Origin of the sequence: Methanobrevibacter sp. (assembly GCF_030539665.1) — an archaeon.
Taxonomy (GTDB): domain Archaea; phylum Methanobacteriota; class Methanobacteria; order Methanobacteriales; family Methanobacteriaceae; genus Methanocatella.
The window spans coordinates 101,088-126,349 of record NZ_JAUNXR010000004.1 but is presented as its reverse complement, the minus strand read 5'-3'; the positions used below and the strand labels follow the sequence as shown (position 1 = coordinate 126,349).

At 36.0% G+C, this 25,262-nt stretch carries 23 protein-coding genes and 1 pseudogene; 5 read left to right on the top strand and 19 right to left on the bottom strand.

Translation table 11 applies throughout. The features are described 5' to 3' along the window. Positions 1-9 precede the first annotated feature (9 nt). The 4 genes from Q4P18_RS06225 to Q4P18_RS06210 are packed head-to-tail and all read left to right on the top strand — an operon-like array spanning position 10 to position 2,485. Positions 10-558 carry a UbiX family flavin prenyltransferase gene (locus tag Q4P18_RS06225; RefSeq protein WP_303336866.1) on the top strand — a complete coding sequence of 183 codons (549 nt, stop codon included), beginning with the start codon at positions 10-12 and terminating at the stop codon, positions 556-558. Next, positions 558-1,121 carry a precorrin-6Y C5,15-methyltransferase (decarboxylating) subunit CbiT gene (cbiT, locus tag Q4P18_RS06220; protein ID WP_303336863.1) on the top strand — a complete coding sequence of 188 codons (564 nt, stop codon included), beginning with the start codon at positions 558-560 and terminating at the stop codon, positions 1,119-1,121. Before Q4P18_RS06225 ends, cbiT begins: the two co-directional genes overlap by 1 nt. A gap of 4 nt (positions 1,122-1,125) precedes the next feature. Further along, on the top strand, positions 1,126-1,884 hold the full coding sequence (locus Q4P18_RS06215; protein WP_303336860.1) for a hypothetical protein: 759 nt from the start codon (positions 1,126-1,128) through the stop codon (positions 1,882-1,884). 1 nt (position 1,885) lies between these two features. Further along, a complete protein-coding gene (locus tag Q4P18_RS06210) occupies positions 1,886-2,485 on the top strand; it encodes a molybdenum cofactor guanylyltransferase (protein ID WP_303336857.1) in 600 nt (199 codons plus the stop codon). Here the strand turns inward: Q4P18_RS06210 and rrp42 are convergent. From rrp42 to Q4P18_RS06165, 9 genes and pseudogenes are all read right to left on the bottom strand, one after another. Further along, positions 2,482-3,270 (bottom strand): exosome complex protein Rrp42, encoded by a 789-nt coding sequence (gene rrp42, locus Q4P18_RS06205; protein ID WP_303336854.1) that lies wholly within the window; start codon positions 3,268-3,270, stop codon positions 2,482-2,484. The genes Q4P18_RS06210 and rrp42 overlap by 4 nt on opposite strands. Positions 3,271-3,280: 10 nt before the next feature. After that, entirely contained in the window at positions 3,281-3,973 is a 693-nt protein-coding gene (rrp41, locus tag Q4P18_RS06200; protein ID WP_303336851.1) for an exosome complex exonuclease Rrp41, read from the bottom strand. 296 nt (positions 3,974-4,269) lie between these two features. Next, a pseudogene (gene rrp4 / locus Q4P18_RS06195) lies at positions 4,270-5,052 on the bottom strand (exosome complex RNA-binding protein Rrp4); the annotation flags it as partial. 16 nt (positions 5,053-5,068) lie between these two features. Then, entirely contained in the window at positions 5,069-5,770 is a 702-nt protein-coding gene (locus Q4P18_RS06190) for a ribosome assembly factor SBDS (protein ID WP_303336848.1), read from the bottom strand. A 30-nt stretch (positions 5,771-5,800) separates the two neighbouring features. Then, positions 5,801-6,571, bottom strand: coding sequence for an archaeal proteasome endopeptidase complex subunit alpha (gene psmA, locus Q4P18_RS06185; protein ID WP_303336846.1), 771 nt, complete (start codon positions 6,569-6,571; stop codon positions 5,801-5,803). Between the two features lie 259 nt (positions 6,572-6,830). After that, positions 6,831-7,193 carry an Rpp14/Pop5 family protein gene (locus Q4P18_RS06180; protein WP_303336844.1) on the bottom strand — a complete coding sequence of 121 codons (363 nt, stop codon included), beginning with the start codon at positions 7,191-7,193 and terminating at the stop codon, positions 6,831-6,833. Then, complete coding sequence (gene rnp3 / locus Q4P18_RS06175) at positions 7,183-7,893, bottom strand: ribonuclease P protein component 3 (RefSeq protein WP_303336842.1); 711 nt, start codon at positions 7,891-7,893, stop codon at positions 7,183-7,185. Before rnp3 ends, Q4P18_RS06180 begins: the two co-directional genes overlap by 11 nt. A 62-nt stretch (positions 7,894-7,955) precedes the next feature. Continuing rightward, positions 7,956-8,660 carry a pseudomurein-binding repeat-containing protein gene (locus Q4P18_RS06170; RefSeq protein WP_303336839.1) on the bottom strand — a complete coding sequence of 235 codons (705 nt, stop codon included), beginning with the start codon at positions 8,658-8,660 and terminating at the stop codon, positions 7,956-7,958. Positions 8,661-8,676: 16 nt separating this feature from the next. Then, a complete protein-coding gene (locus Q4P18_RS06165; RefSeq protein WP_303336838.1) occupies positions 8,677-9,312 on the bottom strand; it encodes a zinc ribbon domain-containing protein in 636 nt (211 codons plus the stop codon). Positions 9,313-9,685: 373 nt separating this feature from the next. Here Q4P18_RS06165 and Q4P18_RS06160 point away from each other — a divergent pair, with 373 nt between their 5' ends. Further along, the gene (locus tag Q4P18_RS06160) at positions 9,686-9,970 is read left to right on the top strand and encodes a transcriptional regulator (protein ID WP_303336836.1); all 285 of its coding nucleotides are present in this window, start codon (positions 9,686-9,688) and stop codon (positions 9,968-9,970) included. 46 nt (positions 9,971-10,016) lie between these two features. Here the strand turns inward: Q4P18_RS06160 and Q4P18_RS06155 are convergent, their stop codons facing one another. From Q4P18_RS06155 to Q4P18_RS06110, 10 genes are all read right to left on the bottom strand, one after another. Beyond that, on the bottom strand, positions 10,017-10,985 hold the full coding sequence (locus Q4P18_RS06155; RefSeq protein ID WP_303336833.1) for a zinc ribbon domain-containing protein: 969 nt from the start codon (positions 10,983-10,985) through the stop codon (positions 10,017-10,019). Next, positions 10,982-11,884, bottom strand: a complete 903-nt coding sequence (locus tag Q4P18_RS06150; RefSeq protein WP_303336831.1) for a zinc ribbon domain-containing protein — start codon at positions 11,882-11,884, stop codon at positions 10,982-10,984. Before Q4P18_RS06150 ends, Q4P18_RS06155 begins: the two co-directional genes overlap by 4 nt. A gap of 26 nt (positions 11,885-11,910) precedes the next feature. Beyond that, complete coding sequence (locus tag Q4P18_RS06145; RefSeq protein WP_303336828.1) at positions 11,911-14,151, bottom strand: DHH family phosphoesterase; 2,241 nt, start codon at positions 14,149-14,151, stop codon at positions 11,911-11,913. A 166-nt stretch (positions 14,152-14,317) separates the two neighbouring features. Further along, positions 14,318-14,707 (bottom strand): desulfoferrodoxin, encoded by a 390-nt coding sequence (locus tag Q4P18_RS06140; RefSeq protein ID WP_303336825.1) that lies wholly within the window; start codon positions 14,705-14,707, stop codon positions 14,318-14,320. A 69-nt stretch (positions 14,708-14,776) separates the two neighbouring features. Next, on the bottom strand, positions 14,777-15,148 hold the full coding sequence (nifU, locus tag Q4P18_RS06135; protein ID WP_303337231.1) for a Fe-S cluster assembly scaffold protein NifU: 372 nt from the start codon (positions 15,146-15,148) through the stop codon (positions 14,777-14,779). 8 nt (positions 15,149-15,156) lie between these two features. Continuing rightward, a complete protein-coding gene (gene nifS / locus Q4P18_RS06130; RefSeq protein ID WP_303337229.1) occupies positions 15,157-16,359 on the bottom strand; it encodes a cysteine desulfurase NifS in 1,203 nt (400 codons plus the stop codon). 11 nt (positions 16,360-16,370) lie between these two features. After that, entirely contained in the window at positions 16,371-17,672 is a 1,302-nt protein-coding gene (locus Q4P18_RS06125) for an O-acetylhomoserine aminocarboxypropyltransferase/cysteine synthase family protein (RefSeq protein ID WP_303336822.1), read from the bottom strand. Between the two features lie 178 nt (positions 17,673-17,850). Continuing rightward, entirely contained in the window at positions 17,851-20,430 is a 2,580-nt protein-coding gene (locus Q4P18_RS06120) for an Ig-like domain-containing protein (RefSeq protein WP_303337227.1), read from the bottom strand. Next, on the bottom strand, positions 20,421-23,438 hold the full coding sequence (locus tag Q4P18_RS06115; protein ID WP_303336820.1) for an Ig-like domain repeat protein: 3,018 nt from the start codon (positions 23,436-23,438) through the stop codon (positions 20,421-20,423). Before Q4P18_RS06115 ends, Q4P18_RS06120 begins: the two co-directional genes overlap by 10 nt. Positions 23,439-23,679: 241 nt before the next feature. Continuing rightward, positions 23,680-25,262, bottom strand: a 1,583-nt coding sequence (locus tag Q4P18_RS06110) for an Ig-like domain-containing protein (protein WP_303336817.1), incomplete at its 5' end; no start/stop codon positions are given.

Below are 25,262 nucleotides of genomic sequence, written 5' to 3'. Positions count from 1 at the left end.
GAGATAAAAATGATAATTGTAGGTATAACAGGAGCCAGTGGAGTGGTCTATGGAATAAGACTGCTAAAGGCTTTAAATGAATTAAATGTAAGAACCGGCCTCGTAATAAGTGACGCTGGAAAAACCGTAATAGAACATGAAACAAATGAACCCCTAGAAGAGATAATATCCCTTGCAGATGAATATTACGAGTTTCATGATTTGACCGCTTCAATAAACAGCGGTTCATTTAAATTTGATGGATTGGTAGTTGTGCCATGCTCCATGAAAAGCCTATCCTCAATAGCCAATGGATACAGTGACAATACAATCACAAGAGTTGCTGATGTGGCTTTAAAGGAACGCAGAAGAACAGTTATTGTTCCTCGTGAAACACCCCTCAGAACAGTCCACATTGAAAACATGCTAAGTCTATCAAAAGAGGGAGCAATAATCCTTCCGGCGATGCCTGCATTTTACAGCGAAAGCGAAACAGTGGACAATCAAATTGATTTTATAGTGGGAAAGATATTGGACAGCCTAAAAATTGAAAATGATATCTACAAAAGGTGGAAATAATGTTAAACGATTCTGATTTTATAAAAACCTGTGATGTTCCAGGACCTAGCAAAGAAGCCATAAGGGCTATCGTTCTTTATAAATCCGATGTTAAGAACGATGATGTTGTTGTAGACGTTGGATGTGGAACTGGAGGATTTACATGTGAATTTGCACAGCGTGCAGGGAGGGTCATATCCATCGATACCAATCCTGAAGCCATAAAGATTACTAAAAAGAACCTTAAGAAATTCAATATAGATGGGGACGTAACCCTAATTAACAATGATGGGGCAAATGCCTTGAAGAGCATTGATGGAATAGACATTGCAATAGTTGGAGGCAGTGGCCGCAAACTTGAGGAAATTCTTGAACTTTTGGATTCCAGACTAAATTCAAAGGGAAGAATAATAGTAACAGCCATATTGGTGGATACAAAGGTTGAAGCTATAAACAAACTAAAAGAATTGGGCTACAATCCTCAAATAATGGAAGTGAACATCTCAAAAGGAAGAGTTCTTGATCGTGGAATTATGATGATGAGTGAAAACCCTATTGCAGTAATAACCGCGAAAAAGAGATGATAAAATGAAAATTAACTGGAAAATAAAATTTGGAATAGGTCTTCTGATTGTTTCATGCCTATTGTATGGTTTTGCATTTTTCTTTTTGAACGAGCCTGACAAGGTATTCTTTTACATAGTGATCGATTCAGCATTTGTACCTATTGACATATTGGTTGTTGTGCTAGTTATTGAAAGCATAATTGAGAAAAAAGAAAAAGAAGCAGTTTTAGACAAGTTAGATATGATTTTAGGAGTGTTTTTCTCTGAAATCGGGAACAACCTTCTTGAAATGATATCCAGAGTCAATAGCGACAATGGAGAAATCATTAAAAAGCTAAAAAACATTGACAAATGGGATGACGATGATTTCAAACATGCATACAAGTATTTGAAAACAAACGGAGTCAGTTTCACTCCAGAAATCCCGGAAAATGAAGTTCAGCAATTCGTAAGAACCCTGCAGCACCTTCTAAAGGGAAAGCGTCCATTCCTAATAGACCTCCTTGAGAATCCAAACATCATCGAGAAGGTCAGCTTTTCAAACCTTTTGCTTGCAATGTTCCATTTGGATGATGAACTTGAACTTAGAAGAGATTTGGACCAGGTGGGAACCGCAGACTTTGAACATATAATTGGAGACATTGACAGAGTTTACTGCAGATTGACCTATGAATGGATAAAGTATTTGCAGTTCCTAAATAACCACTATCCTTATATGAGTTCCCTGACAATGAGGGTCAATCCTTTCAATCCGGAAACCAATGTTTATATTACTGATTAAAATGAAATCTTGTATACTTTTATGTGGAGGGCAGAGTAGAAGAATGGGTCAGGATAAAGGCTCTATGAATATTCATGGTAAACCTATGATTATTCATATACTTACTACTTTAAATAACATAATAGATGAAGCAGTAATTGTTTTAAATAATGAAGATAGGATTATCAAATATAAAGAATTTATTGAAAAACATGAATTCTCCTATAAAATCAGATTTGTAGAAGATGAAATAAAGGATAAGGGACCATTATCAGGAATTCTAACCGGCCTCAAACACATTTCATCAGATTATGCATTGGTGCTTCCATGTGACAGCCCATACATCACAAAAAACCATGTAAATACTCTTTTTAATGAAATATCAAATGACTATGATTGCATCGTGCCATATAATGATGATGAGAATAAAATAAAAACATCAGAACCATTACATTCAATCTACAATAAAAACAATATTGATACAATAACTAATCTAATAGAAAAAGACATATTGCATATAAAAGGGCTTTTAAAAGAAAAGAACTGTAAATTTATAAAAATAGATAATAAAAAATTATTAAAAAAAGAATTTAGAAACTTAAATCGTCCAGAGGACATTTAAAGATTTTCTATTAATTCTTTAGTTTTTGAAACGGCAATATGAACACATTCAAGAATCTCTTCCTTGGTTAAAGGTTCGGATCCTCCTTTTTGCATTGAACAGATATTGCCCTGTTCAGTAACACCAATGTTTAAACGAGCTTCTGAAATTTCCTCTTCAATTAAAGTAGGATCTAAAACCAATTTATCCCCAATCTTAACGAAAGTACACATAGCTAATTCTTTATTGATTGGTAAAGGAATTGTGTTCTCCTTATCTAAAACAACCTCATCGTCTACAACTGTCGCGGTAGGCAATTGGGTTGATTTCAATGCAGCCATAATAGCTAGTTCAGCAGCATCAAAGAGGTTTCCACAGTTGTCAATTATATGTAAATCAATGAATAACATCCAAACGTGCTTTCCTTCTTCAATACAGAGCTTATCCAAATCTACAAGTTCACTTTCACGGATTCCTCTATCAGCAACACGTGCAAGTTCGATTGAATCTTCGCTTGGTGGACCTGGTTCAAAAGTAGGATCAGCCATTGGCAACATTTCACAATTAGTCATTAAAACTCCTAAATTTGGAGTATCCGGGAAAGGTGCACCAATTTGAGGTTTGATTCCAGCTATGACTTGAGTACCTCCAAGATTAACTCTTGCAGAACCTTCAGCTTTAGAGATTACATTGGTTTCAATAGTAATGTCCCTATATTCATCAAGCGCTCTGCCATCTTCACGTTTATTGTTGTTTACAAGATTAATAATACTTTCTTTGGTAATTTCTGGTGTAATTTTAGTCATAAAAAAAACCTCATTCTGTGGAATATTTCTTCATTAAAGCTTCTTTTTGAAGTTTACTTACTTCCATACATCCTTCAATAGCTAAATTTAAAGCTTTATCAAATTCTTCTTCAGTTAAATTACCGTCACTTTGGAGTAAAGTAACCTCACCAGTTCTTGGCATTATAGCTACAGGAACATCAGCCTGACCCTCTTTATCTTCAACTTCAGATAAATCAAGAACAATCTCATCGTTTACCTTTCCAGCAGCACATCCAACTACAATATCCTTCATTGGAATACCTGCATCAACTAAAGCTACAGAAGCTGCGGTAATACCTGCACAACGGGTACCTCCTTCAGCCTCAATTACTTCAATGTAAATGTCCACCATTGAACGTGGATAATTTTCCAACATTAAAGCAGGTCTTAAAGCTTCAGCTGTGATTTTTGATATTTCTGAAGATCTTCTATCAGGACCCGGTCTTTTTCTGTCATCGACTGAAAATGGTGCCATATTGTACCTACATCTAATTACACCAGTATTTGGTTCTAATAATCTTCTAATATAAGATTCTCTAGGCCCATAAACAGCTACTAATATTTTATTTCCACCAAATTCCAAATATGCTGAACCATCTGCACGTTCAAGAACTCCAGCTTCTATTTTAATAGGACGTAATTCATTATATTTTCTTCCATCCTCTCTAATAAATTCTGACATGTCTAATATCCCCATTAATAATCTTTATTATTTAAAATCAATGAATTTTTAGGTTTACTTCCAATAGAAATAGATTTTGACCTATTTTTTCTTTTAAGCTCTTCTAATCTTTCATAAAAGTCCAATTTCTTATATGCTTTTTTAGGTTTGTTTTCTTCAGGCAATTCATCGACTTCAGATGCGTCCTCTTCAACTTCTTCAATTTCTTCAGAAGGCTCTTCATCATTATCTTCTTCTACTTCTTCAATTTCTTCAGAAGATTCTTCAACATTATCTTCTTCTTCCACTTTTTCAGCTTCCAATTTTTCTTCAGCTTCTAATTCTTCTCTGAAATCCTGAAGTTTAGGTTTTTCCAAACCGTTTTCATCATAATCATTAGGATCGATTTCTTTTTCTTCCTCAGGAAGTTCCCCATCGATTTCCAAGTACAATTTATTTTTAATTTTATTAGTAAGACCAGAAGTATGAGCTTCTTTTTCAATAATGTTAATAATGTTCTTGGTAAGCTGTTCCATGTCCTCGTCTCCCTTTACCCAGACAAGACCGTTTTGACCAACAACAATTTTACAACCGGTTTTATCTTTAATCATGTTGATCATGGAACCTTTTTTACCTATTAATCTAGGAACTTTGGTTGGTGCAATTTCTACAAGAATTCCTCCTTTGAATTTGCCCATTCCCCTTCCTTTTAATCCTAATTTTGCTTTTTTAACTTCATCCACATCAATTACTCTTAAAAAGAGGATGTCACCTACATCAAAAACCTTGTTTAATTCTTTTTTCTCTCTTCCAAATACTTCAAATGCCGGAAGGATACCTGAATAAGGTGAGTTAATATCTACATCCCACATTGAAAATTTAACGTCATCAATCTTACCTATGACAACGTCCCCTTTTTTAGGAACATATTTGCTTTTCAATGGAATTACTCTAATTTTTTTATTTCTTAAAGAAACAAGGCCCATCAATGAAGAACATACCTTGCCATTTTCCTTAAAAGTGCCTCTTCCTGAGTAATAATCATCATCAGCTAATACTTGCCCAGGAATAACCAAATCTTTATTTTCAACATATATCATTGTAAAACCTCAAAGATTATTTGATAGCTTTAGTTTCTGCTTCACCAGCAGATATTCCTGCCATTTTAGCAATAAATTTGTCTTGAAGACCTCCTGGAATCTCAACAATAGCTATCCATGAACCATCTTGCTGCCACTCTTCATTTAGTATTTCGCCAAACGGATGGATTGTATTGTATGCATTTCCTGCAGCAGATCCCGGAAGACGAACAGCTATTTTAACTTTTTCAAATCTTATTGGAATTAATGGTTTGATGGCTTTCAAAGCTGTTTGAACTTGTTGATTTACTGCTACAAAAGGATCAATTTTAACTTTTGCTTCATCCATAGCGTTTTCAATTCTTTGTGCCGGATGAGGAAGTCCAGTTTGAGGATTAATAGACTCTCTAGCGATTTTATTAATAACTAGTTTTCTTTTATCCTGCTGCATTTTTCTTTTTTGTTCAGCAGTTAATTGAACTGTACCTTTTTCAAGGATGATTTTTGAAACTTCCAATGGATCTGTAGTTTCAAAAATCTTTTTCATCGCTTCATCAGAAGCTTTATCTCCTTTCCTAGAGTCTTTAAAAACTTCTTCAACTGCTAAAAGATCTTCAATGGCAACATCTTTACCATCAGGATTTCTAAATTCTGCAGCCAAATCTGCATCTACTAAAATCTCAAAATGTTCACCATACGATTCATATTTTGCAATAATTGCTTCATCTACGTTAACCATTGAATTATCTCCTAACAATCAAATTAAATATTATTCTTCTTTATCTTCTTCAGCTTTTGCTTTCTCTTCAGCTTCTTTTTTAGCTACTAAATCATCAATATATTTTTGTACGTCTTCAGATGAAAGTTTAGTGTAAGCCGGATTTTCTTTAGTTATTACAGCTATTTCTACATTGCTGGAACTGGTTTCATGATCAGTTGCTTCATTAATCGCAGTTAAAGCCAATTCAATAGCATCATCTAAAGTCATGTCTTCTTTGTAATTGTCTTCAAATATATCAATTACCTGATTTCTTCCTGCACCAATAGCTGTTGCCTTATATTCGATTAATGCTCCACTTGGATCTGTTTCGAATAATCTGCATTTATCGTTGTAGATTCCACCGATAATTAATGCAGAACCAAATGGCCTTACACCACCATTTTGAGTGTATAACTGTAACATATCACATAATTTTTTAGATAATGTTTCTACACTAATCGGTTCAGAGTAGGTAATTTTATTAATTTGAGCTTCTACTCTTGCTCTTTCTACAAGTGCTCTTGCATCTGCAACAAGACCAGAAGTAGCTGATCCAATGTGTTCATCAATCTTAAATAATTTTTCAATTGATTTTGATTCAACTAACGGAGAGGTAGTTCTTTTATCTACTGCTAAAACTACACCTTCAGGACATTTGATTCCAACAGAAGTAGTTCCTCTTTTTACAGCTTCTCTCGCATATTCAACTTGGAAAAGTCTTCCATCTGGGCTAAATACAGTAATTGCCCTATCATAACCAGCGTTTTGTAAAGGTTGCATATAATTTACCTCGTTTTAATATTTTATATAAAATTTAAAGTCTACTGCTTAAAATACAATGTTAAAAATTTAACCCATATCTCCATGACATGGTCTTTAATTTATTTTAATCGCCACATTTTTTTAAAGTGACTGTAGCCAATTAAAATATTTTTCTTCCAATATCCATAAATTCAGTAACTATTTATATACTTATCTATTAATAAAGTTTTCTATTTTAAACTAACAAAAAGTTACTTTTTAATTGTTCAATTTAAAATTAATGAAAATACTTATCTACAGCCGATTTGATAGTTCCGGACATTCCCATGGTCAGAATGGAAATTCTCTTAGATTTGAATTTGTTGACGCATGCTAAGGCAGCCCTTAAATCCTCCTCATACCCTCTCTGGCAACGAATGACAGCCTGATAACAGAAATGTTCGGAATTACATTTGACTTCCTGAAATCTCATCACCCACAAATTGAAATTTGCAGTATAACATTCACCGAAATATCTGACGCAGCCGTCCCAAACTATGTTTACCAAATCATTCTTATCTATTTCCACCTGTGAGAATATGTCAACAACAAGATAATGGTTGTTCTTTCTAAGAGTAGGAGGCAATACCTTAAGCTTCATCGTCAATCCTCCTAACACCCCTTAAAATCATGTTATGGCGATTGCGATTAAATTCCAGTATCTCCCCTGAGCTGTTCATGGCCTTTAGGAATTCCTCATCTGTCAATCCTGTGGATTTGAAAAATGCCCTGATGTCGTTAGGGGACTTTATATCAAAAATAGATTTTGCCCTTGAAGATAGAATTAAAGGAAATCCGAATTTACGATGAAGAGCATATATATCCTTAAAGTTAGACAATATCTTGGACCTGTATGATAGATAACTACTTAAGATATCCTTAAAGCACAATTCAATGGCCACATTATTCTTTACCGCTTCCTTGGCAAGAACATGGTTAAGGCCAGAATCGTATCTTTTCAGGTAGGGCCTTGACAAAACATCCACCCTAACATTCTCACAGGATGCCCTGTTTATTTTCAAATCCCCTCCAACGACGGAAATGCAATTGCACTTTTTCCTGTACTTATTAACTGCCTTTCCGATGTCATTAACATTATCAGTTTTGATTTCCAAAGTGTAATCAATGGCAATCTCGTTATCGAAGTGATTTTGAAGCTCTTCCTTTACTTCCAAAGCTTCTTTGAAGTCATCCTGAGAATATGAAAAGTTAATATGGGTCCAGCCATACCTTTTTGAGTGGTTTGCCAACTCGATATTATAGTCTAAATCTCTACCTTTAACATTTAAATCAAAAAACATTATTATATTCTTTGGCTTTTATTAAATATAAACCTGTATAAAAAAAGAAAAAAAGAGGAAGTTTAAACAGAAACAGAACTAGGCAAACTTCCGGTATTTTTGTATTGAACCAAAATGTTAATACAAATGTTAATCATTTTTGTAGGAGAAATGTCAGGAACTCCTCCTGTATTGATTCCAACGTAATTTGGAACCTGATGATTTCTTTCTATCCATGAGGAGAAACGATTGCACATGTCAATGTATTGTGCACTTGAAATTGACTGTGATCTGTCTGCTCCAGATGGATGGCCGGCATAGGAATAACTTCCCACATTTATAGTTCCGTGAGAATCTCCACTGCCAATCATTGCAATGGATTTTGTTAGAATATATGCAACCTGGGATTTGGTTAATGTTACTCCTTTAAAGTTGACTGAATCTGCACTACCTGTTTTAGAAATTTCACTAGCTAAAAATGGAGCTTCAGAGACTGGAAATGCTGATAATGATACTTGTGAAACCCCGCTGTCTTCTGCCTTTGTAGCATCGGCAGAGGAACTGTCATAGGTTTCCCCTCCACCGAATACTCCTAAACTATAGCAAGTAAATAATGCAATAGCTACAACAATAACAATTGTAACGGCTATTATTAATTTTGATTTATCGTCACTATCAGAATTTACAGAATTTACAGGTCGTGAAACCTCATTTTTTAATTTTGTACCACATTTACTGCAAAATTTTGCATTTTTCTTATTTTCAAAACCACATTCTGGACAAATCATTTTAAATTACCTTTAATTATTGATATTTGTAAACCTCAACATTCCAACTTACGGTTTCATAATAATCTATTGTGAAGGTTGTTGAACTGGAAGATGTGAATGAAAGCGAATCGGAACGAGTAGCTACCGCACTCCTTGAACCCCAATCCACACCTGCACTTTTACCGTTAGATCCTGAAACATACAGATGATTAGTTGCATAATTTTTAATGGGATATGCAGATAGATCTATCCTGATCTGACCTGCCGGGACGCTGATTGTTTTAGAACCAGAGCCCGAACCGGAAAATGAACCGATAGGCTGCCAACTTCCACCAGACTGCTCACCTTTTTCATTATCTTGACTGCCAACACCGCCACCATCTGAAGTTTGTATTTCCTTCGCTTCCTCCTGAACTTGTACATCAGGCTTATCTGAACTGTAGCTATTTTCAGAAGAAGGTCCAAAAACACCTACACTGTATGCAGCGGTTAGGGCGATGATAATGGCAATTATGACAACGGTAACTGCAATAATCATCTGATTGTTGTTTGAACTGTTAGATTCAACCTCAACAGGTTTTTGATTTGTATTATCTATGTTATTTCCACAATTAGGACAAAACTTAGAATTGGCTTTTGTAATTGTATGTCCACATTTACTACACTTCATTTTATCACATAATCATATAAATATAAAATAATAATATATTATTAATATTGACTTCGAAACTAATAAAATTTTTTATAGGTAAACAAATGAAAAGAAGCCTCAGCAAATCCCAATTAGTGAAAAAATATCAAAAATCATTTAACAATCATATAATAACAAATTAAATCTTTTAAAAAAAGAATAGAGAAAATAACAATATTTATATTATAAAATAGATAAAATATATTATTTATTCTATTGTTAATGTAGAATAAATCTAAAAAACATAATATATATATAATAGTACTACTTTATATTACTATATAGACACATTATTATAACTTTTTTAAGTTATCAATAATAATAAATTTTATAATAAATAAACAGGGATATTATGGCAAAAGAAGAAGATGAATTATTGAAATTAACTTCATACGTTCAAATTTCTAAATACCGTGAAAAAACTGTAAAGTCCATTGGTGACAATGTAAAGATACCTACCAATATTGCAAAAGATAGTGGAATTAGAACAAACCACATATCTAAAGTTTTAAGCGAACTAAAAGGAAAAGAAATCGTTGAATGTATCAATGAAGAAGCAAGAAAAGGTAGATTATACCGTTTAACTAATACTGGTAAAGAAGTATTAGAAAATATAAAAGAAAATGAGGAAGAATAGAATTAAATTCTAGTTTTCCCACTTAACTATTTTTTATTAATTTTACTTATTCGAATAATTGAAGACAATCACATAGCTCCTCACGGAATTCAGGCAACCTTGCCGCAACAAAATACATTAGTAAATATTCTAAAAGCAATTTGTTTTTGTCATTGAAATCAAATTCACTAAGAATTTCAAAATCAAATGCATTGGAATTTTCAGCTTTCTGATCCAGCTTAAATTGAAACTTGATATCTTCTCTTAAAGCCTCATCAATATAATTATCCAATCTGGAACAGATCTCATTGGAAAAATTTATTGAAAGTTTAATGATTTTCTCCAAAGACTGTTCATCAATCTCTCTTCTTTTAAGTTCTGCCTTAAAGCTTCCATAATCCTGAAATCCATAAGGAACAAATCTGCCGGAAACCGTAGAGGCGCAATATTCGTTCAAAAGCAGCATATCATCGTTGGATAAGAAGAACCAAACGAAACTGTCAATGAACGGAGAATGATTGACATTGAAAATTTCACATAACAAACTGGAAATCAAATTGAACAGTATGCAATGAGCCAATTCATGAAGCAGAGCAGAAATCTGTGAAGAATCATCCAAACGCTCATCATAGAAAATCACATTACCGAAATTATGGCCCAATTCCCCTTCCCGACATTTCGGATAGCATCTTGCAAAAACCCCGCACAAGTTCAATATTTTCTCCTTGATGGTTTTTCCCTTGACTTTAGTATACTTTAGCTTTTCAAAAACGCTATTGAGAATATCAACATACATTTGAGGAGTTAAATTGTAATCTGCCAACAATTGAGTGTTATATTCTGAAAACAAATCATCAAAACTTTCAATATCTATTGGATTTAACTGAAAGGAACAATACTTACAGAATTTGGCCATATCATCATTGATTTCTCCACAGCAGGGACATATGTTTATCTTTGTTATCCTATTGCCGCAATGAACACAATAATTGTTGGTTTCAAAGTTTTCAGTTCCGCAAATATGACAAGTTTTCATAAAAATTTCCTTTTGATGTTTTTAAATCCGTCCTTGGCTTTCTTAATGGATTTATCCTTTTTGATAGCCTTTGAAATATCCTTACCGCAAAATTCACAAAAAATGGAATTATAATCGAGAATGGCTCCGCATGTACACACATATCTTGTTTTGATTGTTCTTTGAGGATTTAAAGGAGCATTGCAGTTAATGCAGAATTTTGCGTTCAGTTTATTTGAAGCCCCACAGGCACATTTCAAAACCTCATTCTCCCCGTCCAGACTTATTCCACAATCCTCACAAAAGGTATTTTTGATGTCGTTGGGTTTTGAACATGTGCAGAGAATCTTTATGTTGCTAGGTGAATAGTTGAACTTGTGTAAGGGAAATCCGCAGTTTATACAGAAAGAAGAATCAATATCGTTTTCCTCTCCACAAAAGCAAAACACCGGATTTTCATAAGTGAAATTAAAATTAACGTAATTCTTTTCACTTTCACCATCCTTTTCGTCAGCATTGGGAATCAGCCTTTCACCGCAATCCTCACAGTAAATGTTTTCTGGAGAATTTGCAGCACCGCAGCTTTCACATGTGACCTTTCCAACGATCGGATCATCCTTTTTGAATCTATCAACAAATTTCCCCCATCTGCTTTTCTTATGCTTTTCACCACAGTTGAAACAGAAATCATGATCCTTTTCATTTAAAAATCCACACTTTGAACACAAATAATAATTGAAATTCCTGTTGTTCCTATTGATGTAAGGGGAAAAATCTATGTCAAAATTAAAGAAACCGATGTCATGAATTGGAGGATTGAAAAGCAAATCCTCACTATCGATAGGAGAAAATGCTGTCTTCTCACCACAATTGGGACATGCTTCATCTGTAGGGACAATCCATGACCGCAATTCGGACAATAATGCTGATAAATCATAAAACCAAACTAAACTTTTTGCATGTTCTTTATTTTATCTACAAAGTCATCCAAAACGTCCTCTCCCAATCCTTCAAGATATTTGATTGAACCTGCACATTCATGACCGCCACCATCAATACCTGCAGATGGAATGTCTTCAGCTAACTCTGATACGATTGTGTTAACGCTAAAACCAAACATTTCGTTAACCGCATCAGTCGCCCTAATAACTCCAAAATCAGGACCATGACCAAGAGTTATGATTGGTTTATCTTCACCCAACTCCTTAACAACCTTATCGTGGACAAATCCACAGGTTTTACCGGGAGCAGGGAATGTGAATTTATGTGCAAATTTCTCCACATCCATTAAATTGAAGTAAATTCCATTGTCAAATTGGGTTTTTTCGATATTTGGAAGAGCTGCTTTAAGTTGAGTGTCAACTCTTTTCTGATATTCCTTATATAATGCTTCAATCATCTTATCATGCTTATCAACATTATCAATACCTACAATAGTATCCATTATTCCCCTACCATTCATAAATCTAAGGAAATAAGCTTCAAAATCAATACATTCAGCTACTTTTGCAGCATGCTCCTTATCAAATCCTTTTTCAGCCGCAATTTCCAAATACTGATAAACCTCTCCAGAATCTGCATGATCTCCCAATGCAGCAATAGCTGGAAGATGTTTGATTGTATCTTTTATTTCAGGGTTGATGATATGGGCAACTTCAGTGGCCAACGCTCCTGCAGTTAATTGGGAATCCCCACCTACAAGATAAGGATTTACATGAACGTCAACGTATTCATCCACTTCTACAGTTCCACCAACGATTTCCCCATCCTCTATTTCTTTTGTTATAAGCTCTCCAGGGAAGTGATGGTCAATTACAACAACTTCAATATCATAGATTTTTGCCTGCATCAATGCTGTAATGTCCTCTTCTGTTGAACCGTTATCCAAAAGTACAATTAACGGCAATTTTTGACCATGCCTTTCCTGATCTTCCAAAGCAAAGGACAAATCCTTTACAACATCTTCAAGCTCATAAAATGGTGCTTTACTTGGAGAACGTTTGAAATAATAATATTGGGCATCGCTGCTTTGATTTACCTTTTCAATTAATGGAATAACTGCCTTTTCCATAGCTATTCCTGCACAGATACCGTCTGCATCTGCATGATGCCTTACTAGAATTGATCTTCCATCCAAAATAGCCCTTCTTATTTTTTGAGCTGCCTCTCTCATTTTTGGCTTTAATCTGTTTAGAACATCACTTTTAACAAGGAAATCAACATCTTCAGGCTCTGCTCTCTTATTCAATGCTTCCTCTATAATTTGATAAAGCTTTTCCTTTTTAGCTCCATCCAATTTGGTTAAAGATTGGTTTTCAATCTGTGTTTTACCGCCATGCTGATTGACATCCCCAATAACCTCTACAGCATCTCCGACTTCAATGTCCGGGTATGCCCTAACTCCTGCCTGATCGAAAGCAGCCACCCATGTTACTCCTGTCTCATCAGTGATTGTGAATATTGTCGGACCTGAAGTCTGTTGAATTTGCAACACTTCACCGTCGATACGAACTACCTTGCCCATTTCGTCCTCAAGGTCTTCGATTCTGGTTCTTGGAATTTGTTTAGTTAATTTTTTAATGTTATAGTTGCTTACAACTGCAGGAGCCATGTCTATCTTATGTTCCCTTGGTTTTACTGCCACTATTTTTGTAATTACTTCATCTCCAACCTTATATCCTGAAGTATTGCATCTCATTAAACCCCATACATTGTTATTTAAGGTGACAAATGCTCCATATTTTTCCACTCTTGTTATTTTACCCTTGTAGAGATAATCCTTATTGATATCCTTCATTTCACATAATGGGTCGATTACATAAACATCTGTCTTTTGCTGTTCTTTCCTTGCCTTTTCTTCCTGCATCTTCATATGGCAGTCACGACAGATTTCAAATTTAGGATCAATCGGTTTTCCACATTTTTTACAGACACTTATTTCTCCTTTTCCATTGCAGTAATCGCAATCCTCATATACTGCAATTTGTCCTTTTCCATTACATATTTCACATGGAATATCCTGATCTGCTCCTAAATCAAATTTTGCCGCTGCTTTACTGTTCACTCCTTTAAAATGATTTCCCATTTCAAAAGAATCTGCATATCCTGTTCCGCCACAACTGCTGCACTCTTTATATCCTACAATGACAGAACCCTTTCCTTTACATTTTGGACAATCTTGCATCATGAAAAATAACTCCTATCAAATTAATATAAAAATAAATTATTCTATACACTATAATAGTTTAATATCTATTGAAAGAAGTATAAAAAATTTGTTTAAAATACAGTTAGGATTAAAGAAAAAATAATGAAAAATAAAAAAAGAGATTTAAGAATATGAAATTCTTAAATTAGTTTTCCCAGAGACCGTGTAAATTACAGTATTCTCTTACAACAATGTCATTTTCTGCAAGTACTTTTTCATCTACAATGAAAGTAGCTTCTGGGAGTTCACCAGGTTCTAATTCTTCAATTAATCTTTCGTCACCAACGATTAATTCAATGAATCTGATAGAATGTTCTTCTTCCATTGGGTGTTGTAATTCACCGACTTTTACAAAAACTGCACTTCCGTCAACTTCTACAACAGGAACGTGTTTAGCAGCTTTGTCACCTTCGGTTTGAGCATCTAATAAAGTCATTGGTTGATTACAGCAAACTAATTCGCCAACACCGTTATCTAATACTTCAACAACATTTCCACAAGTTTTACATTTATAAATTTGTCCTCTTTCAGTCATTTTTAAACTCTCCTAATTATTTCATTTTAATAATTAAATTTTATTATATATAAAATTATCGTAGTTTAATTATTCACCATGAGTTTCATAATAATTTTCAATGGCTGCTTGGAGGGCGTCTGCTGCTAAATTGGAACAGTGCATTTTTACTGGAGGAAGGCCGTCAAGCTCTTCTGCTACATCATTACGGGTGATTTTTAATGCCTCTTCCAATGTTTTGCCTACTGCCAATTCGGTAATCATACTGCTGGTTGCAATAGCTGCACCGCAACCGAAAGTTTGGAAAGAAATATCTTCAATAACATCATCTTTTACTTTTATGTAAATTGTCATTAGGTCACCGCATGTAGGGTTTCCTACGGTTCCTACACCATCTGCATCCTCCATTTCACCAGAATTTCTTGGATTTGCAAAATGATCCATTACTTTATCACTATACATCATCTTAATCACTTCTTACATTTTCCATGACTTCCACACATCATGTCATCATATTTTTCATCGGTGTTCCATAAAGGAGACATTTCCCTTAATCTTGCTACAACTTCCTTAATTGCTTCAGTAACAGTATCAACATCTTCCATTGAATTTTCCAAACCTAAGGACAATCTCAATGAACCGTGGATGTCTACAACAGGCAATCCTAAAGCCTGCAATATAGGTGAAGCCTGCAAGTCCTTAGAGGAACATGCTGAACCTGTTGACGCATCGATTCCTTTTGCGCTCAATAGAAGTATTAATGATTCCCCTTCAATAGCTGAAAAGCGGAAGTTGATAATGTTAGGAAGTCTTTCATACCTGTCTCCGTTTAAGTAGCTTTCCGGAACCTCTTCCAATACCTTATCAATTATTGCGTCCCTTATTGTAATGAGCTTTTCATAGTTTTCGTCAAGATTTTCAGCTGCCATTTCTGCAGCCTTTCCGAATCCGACAATTCCCGGAATGTTTTCGGTTCCTGACCTTAAGCCCCTTTCCTGTCCACCACCATGAATCAAAGGTTCTATTCTGGTTCCTTTCTTCAAGTACAATGCACCTACTCCCTTTGGACCGTAAATCTTGTGTGATGAGACTGACAATAGGTCTACACCCAACTCTTCAACGTCAACTGGAATTTTACCGAAAGTCTGAACTGCATCAGTGTGGAACTTGATTCCGTGTTCATTGGCTATCTTTCCAATTTCTGCTATTGGCTGGATTGTTCCGATCTCATTGTTTCCATGCATTATTGTAATTAGAATGGTGTCATCGCGAATTGCATTTTCCACATCTTCTACCTTTACTATTCCATTTTCATAAACCGGAAGATAAGTTACTTCAAATCCTAAACCTTCAAGGAAGGCTAATGTATTCTTAACTGCAGGATGTTCTATGTTTGATGTTATAATATGTTTTCCCTTGTCTTTATTTTTAAATGCAATGCCTTTTATTGCCATATTGTCTGATTCTGAACCTCCGCTTGTGAAAATGATTTCTTCAGGTTTTGCATTTAGAGCATCAGCCACTCTTTTACGAGCTTCCTCCAATGCCACTTTAGATTCCTGACCCAATTTATAAATAGTTGATGGGTTTCCAAATTCTTCAGTAAAATATGGAAGCATTTCTTTAACAACTTCCTCGTTTGTAGGTGTTGTTGCTGAATTATCCATATATATCATGTTTTCACCTAAATTTTGTCTAAAGCTTGCTCTATGTCAGCTATTATATCATCAGCATCTTCCAAACCGATAGACAATCTTATGAAGTCAGGTGTTACTCCAGTAGCTAATTGCTCTTCTGGAGACAATTGCTGGTGAGTTGTACTTGCTGGATGGATTGCAAGGCTTTTTGCATCTCCAATGTTTGCAAGATGTGAGAACAATTCAAGGTTGTCTATGAACTTTCTTCCCGCTTCCTCCCCACCTTCAATTCCAAATCCTAAGATTCCTGCGGATTTTCCGTTTAAGTATTTCTGATTGATTTCGTAAGTTGGATGGGATTTCAATCCCGGATAGCTTACCCATTTGACTTTTGGATGAGCTTCTAGGAATTCAGCCACTTTCAATGCGTTTTCGGAATGTTTATTGACTCTTAACTCTAATGTTTCAAGCCCTTGTAGGAATGCGAATGCATGTACAGGTGATAATGTAGCTCCAAGATCACGCAATAGTATTGCTCTTGCCCTCATTGTAAATGCGATGTTTCCCATTCCAGGAACATCCCCAAATGCATCCCAGTAAACGAGACCGTGGTAACTTGGGTCAGGTTCTGAAAATTGTGGGAACTTTCCATTTCCCCAGTTGAATTTACCTGAGTCTACGATGTATCCACCAATTGCTGTACCGTGTCCTCCAACGTATTTTGTTGCAGATGCTGCAATGATGTCTGCACCATGTTCCAAAGGTTTTACTAAACCTACTCCAATTGTGTTGTCAACTATTAGAGGAATATCGTGTTTATGTGCAATTTTTGATAGCTTTTCGAAATCAGGAACATCCAATTTTGGATTTCCAATTGATTCTACATAAATTGCCTTGGTTTTGTCTGTGATTGCATCTTCAAATGCCTGTAAATCCTGTGAATCTACAAATACCACATTTCTGCCTAAATCTCTTAATGTATAATCAAACAATTGGTAAGTTCCACCATAAAGATTATCTGCAGATACTATTTCATCACCTGGACCTGTCAAGTTCAATATTGCATAACTAATAGCTGCCAAACCACTTGATGTTGAAATTGCAGAATTTCCTCCTTCAACTGCAGCGATTCTTGCTTCAAATGCATCATTGGTTGGGTTTGTAAGTCTGGAATAGATTTGACCAAATTCTTCAAGTGCAAATCTTCTTGCAGCTTCCTCACTATCTTTAAAAACATAAGAAGAAGTTAAATAAATAGGAACCGCACGTGCTCCTGTTGCTGGATCAGGTTCTTCTTGACCTGCATGTACTCCCAATGTTGCTAATTTGTAATTTTTTTTATCACTCATTTAAATCACACCAAAATTTTATACAATAATTAAATAATTTTTATAATAATTATATTGTATTAACGCATATTTATCTTATATGGGAAATAAAAATAACTGCTGTTATATAACAATAGTTATTATTACTATATAAATATTATGATTGATTTTTCTAAAATAAAAAAAATAGTGAAGAATATTATCTTTTGAATATTCTTCTGATTGGTAATGCCATTAGCACTAACAAGAGCAATGCTATTGGATTACCTGTTTTAAGTTCATTATTACTTTGTGTTTCAGCCATAACAGTACCGTTTTCAACAGCACCATTATTTTTAGTCTCTTCCATTGTAAAGTTCATTTTAATAATTTCATCTGTGTAATTTTCATTTCCAGGTAGGGAAATGATAAATTCATTATTTCCAATTGGAATATTAGAAATTATTAGTTTTCCATATCCGTCTACAACATCAACAGAGTATTCAACGCCGTTTACGTTGATCATGATGGTTTCGTCCGCATCATTAGGAAGTCTGACTTCAACAACAACAGATTTTCCATCCTGAGTAGCTGTGATGACAGGTTTCAATTCAGCCTTTTCTATTGTGAAATTGGTTTCATTGCTTGAAGGGTTATAGTTCTTGTTTCCTTCAAATGCAACACCCATAGTATGGTTTCCTGCAGATAGCTTGTAGTCTATGTTAAACTTGCCCTCACCGTTTACAATGCTGACTGGGAATTCCCTATCGTTGATGGTGAGAATAGCGTTACCATTAACTCCTTCATCATGAGCACCTGTAACTGAAATTTCACCAGATATTGTATCACCGAAAGTTACATTCTTAACGGTGAGCTCATTGGTGGTATTTGCCTTGATTACAGTGAATACTGTGGAGTTTACGGTCTTGTTGTAATCCCCATGGCTATCTCCAGCATAGGAAGCTATTACCCTGTAATTTCCAGCATCCAAGACGCCTAGATTCAAGTCATAGGATCCGTTTATTTCTACAGTAATCTTTTCACCAGGATTTAGTCCTGCACTTAAAAGTCCTGAGTTTACCTTGTTTAAGCTTAATGTAACGTTGATTGGAATATCGAGATTGGTTGTGATGGTAACTACTTCATTGTCACCGTATACAATGTCAATGGAATCCAGATTGAGCTCAACCTCAACAGGCAATACCTTGAATTGAGATTCTGCAACAGCTGGGTTGTAGTTCTTATCTCCAGCGAAAGTTGAAGTGATTGTGTAGTCACCCGCACCCAAAAGGTCTGAAATGCTTAGGGAGCCTTTGCCGTCAGTCACTTCGATTTCGTAGGTCTTGCCATTGATGGCTATACTGACTGTTCCGTTCAAAGGAGCTGAACCGACGCCTGTTACAGTTACATTCACTTCAACGCTTTCCCCATAGGTCACGTCGCTGACATTCACTTCAATTGAGCTGTCTGCCTTTTCAACATTTACTGACTGGGTTTCAGATGAAGGCTTGTAGTTCTTGTCTCCAACAAATGTGGAATTTACGGAATAGTCTCCGGCATCCAAATCGTTAGGCAATTCAAATGAAGCCTTACCGTCCACAACATTAATTTCATAGTCCTTACCATTGACAGAAATGTTGACAGTACCATTCAAAGGAGTGGAATTAACACCAACAAGAGTCACAACACCAGTAATATTCTTACCATAAGAAACATCATCAAAGTCAACTGAAACAACAGCATCATCGGATTGCTCTACAGATACTTCCTGTGTTTCAGATGAAGGCTTGTAATTCTTATCTCCAACAAATGTGGAATTTACGGAATAGTCTCCGGCATCCAAATCGTTAGGCAATTCAAATGAAGCCTTACCGTCCACAACATTAATTTCATAGTCCTTACCATTGACAGAAATGTTGACAGTACCATTCAAAGGAGTGGAATTAACACCAACAAGAGTCACAACACCAGTAATATTCTTACCATAAGAAACATCATCAAAGTCAACTGAAACAACAGCATCATCGGATTGCTCTACAGATACTTCCTGTGTTTCAGATGAAGGCTTGTAATTCTTATCTCCAACAAATGTGGAATTTACGGAATAGTCTCCGGCATCCAAATCGTTAGGCAATTCAAATGAAGCCTTACCGTCCACAACATTAATTTCATAGTCCTTACCATTGACAGAAATGTTGACAGTACCATTCAAAGGAGTGGAATTAACACCAACAAGAGTCACAACACCAGTAATATTCTTACCATAAACAATATCATCAAAGTCAACAGAAACAACAGCATCATCAGATTTCTCTACAGTTACGGTTTTTATGTCGGTTGAAGCATTATAATCATTGCTGCCGTCAAATGTGAAGACGATTGTGTTTTCGCCTGCTTCCAATTCGTTAGGCAAGTCAAATGTAGCTTCACCGTCAACAACTTCAACTGAATAGTTCTTGCCACCGACTGTGATGTTGACATTTCCGTTCAAAGGAGCGGAATTGACTCCTGTAAGAGTCACATTACCTTTGATGTTTTCGCCATAGGTAATCGGATTGATTTCTGCTTCGATATTACTTTCTGCCTTCTCAATGCTGAAAGTCACTTCAGTGGCTGAAGGTGAATGGTTGCTCTCACCAAGGTACTGTGCAGTAACAGTATGGGCTCCTGCACCCAAAGTGATTTCCTTATCGAAAGTTCCCACACCATTAGTAACATTTACATTAAATGAAATTGTATCATCAATAGTGATTGTCACATTTCCATTAAGCTTTGTGTCATTAAATCCAGTTACTTCGATAGTTCCTTTAACTTTATCTCCATAAGTATATTGTCAAGTGTTAAAACAGTTTTGGAATCAGCATGATCAATATTGAAGATTTCTGCAGTTGTTGAACTGTTGTGGTTCAGGTCACCAAGATACATTGCATTTACTGCATACTGGCCTTTTGGCAAGTTAGTATTTATATTTACAACACCATGACCGTTAGATACATCAACATTGTATTCCTTGCCCTCTATTTTTAAAACCACACTACCTTCCAAGTTTTCGTCTACATTAACTTCACCAGTCAGATTTTCACCGTATTTCATATCAACCAATGAAATGTGAACCTGACTTGAAGCCTTGTTTATTGTAAACTCGGTTGAAGCTTCTGAATCTGTCAAGTTCTGGTTTCCTGTGAACTTGACTGTCGCTGTGTAATTGTCAGCGTCGAAGATTTCTGAAATGGTTGTAAAACCTCTTCCATCCTCAATGTCAACAACAAAGGTCTTTCCATTGACTGTTACAGTAACCTGGCCAGTGTAGCCTTCGCCGTTGACCAGAACTTTCACGTCCACTACAATAGAATCTCCGTAGGTTATATTGTTAACGGAGATTTCACAGTCAGGAGTAGCCTTTTCAACTTCAAATGTGGTGTCGTCTGCAGAGTCCAAATGATTCTTGTCACCTGTGAAATTGACATTGGCACCATATTGGCCTGCCGCCAAGTTGATATCCAAGTCAAATGCACCTTCACCATTGGTGATGGTTACAGTGAACTTTTTACCATTGATTTCAACAATTGCTTCACCATTCAAGTTGTCTGAGACTTCCACTGTTCCCTTGACGTTTTCTCCAAAGGTAATGTCTAAAACGTCAATTGAAACTGAACTAGTTGCCTTGTAAACAGAAAATTCAACAGTAGCTTCAGAACCTGTAAGATTCTCATCTCCAGCTAACTCAACGGTTGCTGTGTAATTGTCAGCGTCGAAGATTTCTGAAATAACAAGTGAACCTGTTCCTCCTGTAACGTCCACAACAAAGTTTTCACCACCAATAGCTACTTCAACTTCACCAGTATAACCTTCGCCATTGACTGTAGCAGTAACCTTAACCTCAAGTTGATTTCCATAGGTTATGTTGTCGATTGAGATTGTACATTCTGAAACTGCCTTGTTGATTGTGAAATTGACCTTGTCGCTTCTTGAAGAAAGATAGTCGTCATTTCCAGTGAATTTTGCATAGTAGTTGGAATATTTGCCTGCAGCATAATTTTCCAATGCGGTTGAAGCCTTTCCATCTGCATCGAGGTTTGTTGTATCAATAAGATTTCCATTGCCATCGTAAAATTCAACCTGGCCTGAAACAGGATTTCCGTTGACTGCTACGGTAGCGCTCAAGACTATGTCTTCACCATGATTTACAGGTGAATTGGAAGTTAAGTCAACAACAGGGACGTCGATGGTTAATGAAAGGGATTGGCCGTCAACAGTACCTACAATATGGTATTCTCCACCCATATCTGTGGTTAGGGTGCTGGTAGCTGCATTTTGGATGGATCCTTCTGCAGGGTCAAAGCTTCCAAAGTTTGTAGAGAAGCTGTAGTCCCTTACAGGCAATTCTTCAGCATATTCTGTTTCGCCATTTTCGTCTTTAACTTTGAATGATAAAGTAAATCTGTCCTTATCTTCTGAAAGCTCCAATATCAACCAGTTGGAAACATCAAAACCTTCAACGCCGTTTACGGTGTTGTTACCCCACCAATTGCCATCAGCAGTTACCTTTGAAGTTCCATAAATGTTGGAGCCGCTTTCTGCAGTGTTGTTGTAGAAAACGGAATTGTCTATAGTTGCATAAACATTTCCCGGCAAATTCAATGCTCCACCATTTACCCCTGCAGTATTGCCTACAAATGTTGCATTGTAGAACTTGAATGTAACTGATGATGAAGTGTCAACGCCTATAGCCCCACCGCTATTGGTAGCTGTATTGTTGATGAATGTACAGTTGTTGAAATTTTCATTAAGAACATAATTGGTATTCCTTAAGTAAAAAGCACCACCATTTATTGCAGTATTGTTGATGAATGTAAAGTTCACTAACCCATCTATCTTTGCATAGTAACCGTATATTGCTCCACCATTGTATCCTGAATTATTAATAAATACAGAATTGTAGTTGGTGTAGTAAATGTCATTAGTATAGATAGCACCACCATAGCTGTTAGCATGGTTGTTGATAAATGTACAGTTGTTCAACCCACGTACTGTTGAAGCATAGATTGCACCACCATAAAGATGGTCAGCAGTGTTGTTGATAAATGTACAGTTTACAAGTGCATACCATTTTCCAGCTATAGCCCCTCCAGCATTATAAGCATAACAGCCTATAAATGTACAGTTTGTAAAAGTCATGTAATGGCTAGCTGAGTTGATGTCAATAGCTCCACCCTGCCATGAACTGCAATTTATGAAAGTACAATAGGATGGTATGAGCTTACCATTGGTAGATATAGCACCTCCTACACTGTTACCATGGGATACATGGTCATTTACAAATGAACAGTTGGTCACCACCAATACAGATTTGGTATTTGAAGAATAGATGGCTGCACCTTCAGTATTGTCTCTAGGCGGCTTTGCATTGATAAGGTTTACATTTTCAAAAGTTACTGTAATCTCATTATTAATAATGAACAGGTTGGTCTTGTTTCCACCGTCAACGGTAGCATATCCACTTCCGCCTTCCTCATGTCCTATAATTGTAATTGCTTTGCTGATTAAAATAGTGGAATTGACGCTGTAATAGCTATTATTGAGATATAATATCCCACCATCCTCAGTATTGTCAATAGCTACCTGCAAATCATGAGTGGATTTGGGAGGATTTACGGGATTTGAAGAGCCGTTCCCTGTAATGTTAATATCAACACTGGGATTTCCCCATTCCCCTTCAGTGCCATTGACGTTTACATCAGCACTAACAACGGATGAAAAACATAAACAAACTAATAAACCAATAATAATTAACCTATACAGTTTCATTTATATTCTCCTTTATTAAAAAAAAAACTAAGCATGAAATGAAAACTTAATCATGTCATACCCAATTCATAAAAACCATTGTTAACCAAAATATAGTTAACATAAATATATCTTATTTGAATGCATATAAACATTGTTATAAATGCATGCATAAATAGGAAAAAATTTGCAAAATGGAAACTGATTAAATAAACATCACTAAAAATGTTCAATTTTTAAAAAAAAAAGAGAATTAAGAAGATTATTTTTTAAATATTCTTCTTATCGGTAATGCCATTAACACCAGCAATAATGCCAATATTGGATTACCTGTTTTTTCGACTACTGAGTTCCTTTCGATTTTATTAGCTGTTTTTCCTGCATTGTCACCCATTTGAGCGCCATTGCCACCATCATCTGTTTCGTTTTTCGGTACTGTGAAGTTTAAGCTTATCTGTTTATCAGTATAATTCTCGTTTCCAGGGAAACTGATAGTAGTATCGTGTTTTCCGCTTGAAACGTTAGGAATTGTAAGTTTTCCTATACCGTTTTCAACAACAACAGTATGATTGACTCCGTCCACATTGACTATTACGTTTTTGTTTACGGTTTCCGGCATTTTGATATCTATTTCAATAGAATCACCGTTGACCTTGGTTGAAACGTTCATTTCAGGCTCTGCCTTGTCAATGCTGAATGAAGTTTGATTGATTGATGGATTGTAGTTTTTATTTCCATTGAAAGCTACTGCAAGAGCGTGATCACCGGCAGGCAAGTCGTTAGGAATGGAAAATGATCCCTTACCATTGGTCAATGGCACATCATAGTCCTTGCCTGCAACGGTTAGGGTAGCTGTACCATTGATACCTTCACCATGAGCTCCGGTAATCAATACGTCACCGGTAATGTCATCACCGAAGACGACGTTGTCGATGTTGAGCTCATCGGTTGTGTTTGCCTTGCTTACTGTGAAAACAGTTGAGTTTACGATGCTGTCATCATCATTTTCATGACTTACGGTCAATCTGTACTGACCTGCATCAAGCATTCCAAGACCTAAATCAACGGATCCCTCAAGCTCTACCCTTGTGCTTTCGCCTGGTTTTAGAGCAGCTGATGAGGAGAGGAACCTGGAGTCCCCTATCTTGGTCAGGGTCAATGTGACGTTGATTGGAACTTCCACATTGGTCTTGATGGTGACAACCTCGTTGTCACCGTAGGTGATGTTGATTGAATCTACGGACAGTTCAATGTTCTTTACAACATCGAATGATGATTCAATTTCAGAACCTGTGTAGTTTTCGTTGCCTTCAAACTCGACTTTGGCTGTGTATTCGCCAGGTGTCAAGTCATTAGGCAAGTCAATTGTTCCTTTTCCGTCAACAACCTCAACCTGATACTCCTTATTGTCAATGGTGACTGTTACGGTACCGTTCAATCCGACACCGTTTCCAATAAGACTTACTTCACCGGAAATGTTGTCCTTAGCTGTGATATTGTCCATGGTTACAGTCATTTGGCTTGATGCTCTGTTAACGGTGACTGATGAAGTGTTTTCAGATCCATTGTAATTTCCTGTCTTTTCAGTGAAGCTTACTGAAATATCGTAAGTTCCAGCAGGCAAGACTTCAGGAACCTCCAATGAACCTGAACCGTTAACAACCTCAACATCATAGTCCTCGCCACCAATGGTAACAGTTGCAGTACCGTTAAGACCTTTGCCATTACCAACAGCTGAAACATCAACGCTTACATTATTGCCGTAAGTCACGTTATCACAAGCTATGCTAATTTGGCTTGATGCTCTGTTAACGGTGACTGATGAAGTGTTTTCAGATCCATTGT

What these genes read in the sequence shown, in the direction of transcription:
- Q4P18_RS06215 (WP_303336860.1), top strand. Translation starts at nt 1,126, where the DNA reads ATGAAAATTAACTGGAAAATAAAATTTGGAATAGGTCTTCTGATTGTT.
- Q4P18_RS06155 (WP_303336833.1), bottom strand. Translation starts at nt 10,985, where the DNA reads ATGAAAACTTGTCATATTTGCGGAACTGAAAACTTTGAAACCAACAAT.
- Q4P18_RS06165 (WP_303336838.1), bottom strand. Translation starts at nt 9,312, where the DNA reads ATGAAGTGTAGTAAATGTGGACATACAATTACAAAAGCCAATTCTAAG.
- nifU (WP_303337231.1), bottom strand. Translation starts at nt 15,148, where the DNA reads ATGTATAGTGATAAAGTAATGGATCATTTTGCAAATCCAAGAAATTCT.
- Q4P18_RS06140 (WP_303336825.1), bottom strand. Translation starts at nt 14,707, where the DNA reads ATGACTGAAAGAGGACAAATTTATAAATGTAAAACTTGTGGAAATGTT.
- rrp41 (WP_303336851.1), bottom strand. Translation starts at nt 3,973, where the DNA reads ATGTCAGAATTTATTAGAGAGGATGGAAGAAAATATAATGAATTACGT.
- Q4P18_RS06160 (WP_303336836.1), top strand. Translation starts at nt 9,686, where the DNA reads ATGGCAAAAGAAGAAGATGAATTATTGAAATTAACTTCATACGTTCAA.
- rrp42 (WP_303336854.1), bottom strand. Translation starts at nt 3,270, where the DNA reads ATGACTAAAATTACACCAGAAATTACCAAAGAAAGTATTATTAATCTT.
- Q4P18_RS06115 (WP_303336820.1), bottom strand. Translation starts at nt 23,438, where the DNA reads ATGAAACTGTATAGGTTAATTATTATTGGTTTATTAGTTTGTTTATGT.
- Q4P18_RS06170 (WP_303336839.1), bottom strand. Translation starts at nt 8,660, where the DNA reads ATGATTTGTCCAGAATGTGGTTTTGAAAATAAGAAAAATGCAAAATTT.
- Q4P18_RS06125 (WP_303336822.1), bottom strand. Translation starts at nt 17,672, where the DNA reads ATGAGTGATAAAAAAAATTACAAATTAGCAACATTGGGAGTACATGCA.
- Q4P18_RS06190 (WP_303336848.1), bottom strand. Translation starts at nt 5,770, where the DNA reads ATGGTTAACGTAGATGAAGCAATTATTGCAAAATATGAATCGTATGGT.
- Q4P18_RS06225 (WP_303336866.1), top strand. Translation starts at nt 10, where the DNA reads ATGATAATTGTAGGTATAACAGGAGCCAGTGGAGTGGTCTATGGAATA.
- rnp3 (WP_303336842.1), bottom strand. Translation starts at nt 7,893, where the DNA reads ATGTTTTTTGATTTAAATGTTAAAGGTAGAGATTTAGACTATAATATC.
- psmA (WP_303336846.1), bottom strand. Translation starts at nt 6,571, where the DNA reads ATGCAACCTTTACAAAACGCTGGTTATGATAGGGCAATTACTGTATTT.
- Q4P18_RS06145 (WP_303336828.1), bottom strand. Translation starts at nt 14,151, where the DNA reads ATGATGCAAGATTGTCCAAAATGTAAAGGAAAGGGTTCTGTCATTGTA.
- Q4P18_RS06210 (WP_303336857.1), top strand. Translation starts at nt 1,886, where the DNA reads ATGAAATCTTGTATACTTTTATGTGGAGGGCAGAGTAGAAGAATGGGT.
- cbiT (WP_303336863.1), top strand. Translation starts at nt 558, where the DNA reads ATGTTAAACGATTCTGATTTTATAAAAACCTGTGATGTTCCAGGACCT.
- Q4P18_RS06180 (WP_303336844.1), bottom strand. Translation starts at nt 7,193, where the DNA reads ATGAAGCTTAAGGTATTGCCTCCTACTCTTAGAAAGAACAACCATTAT.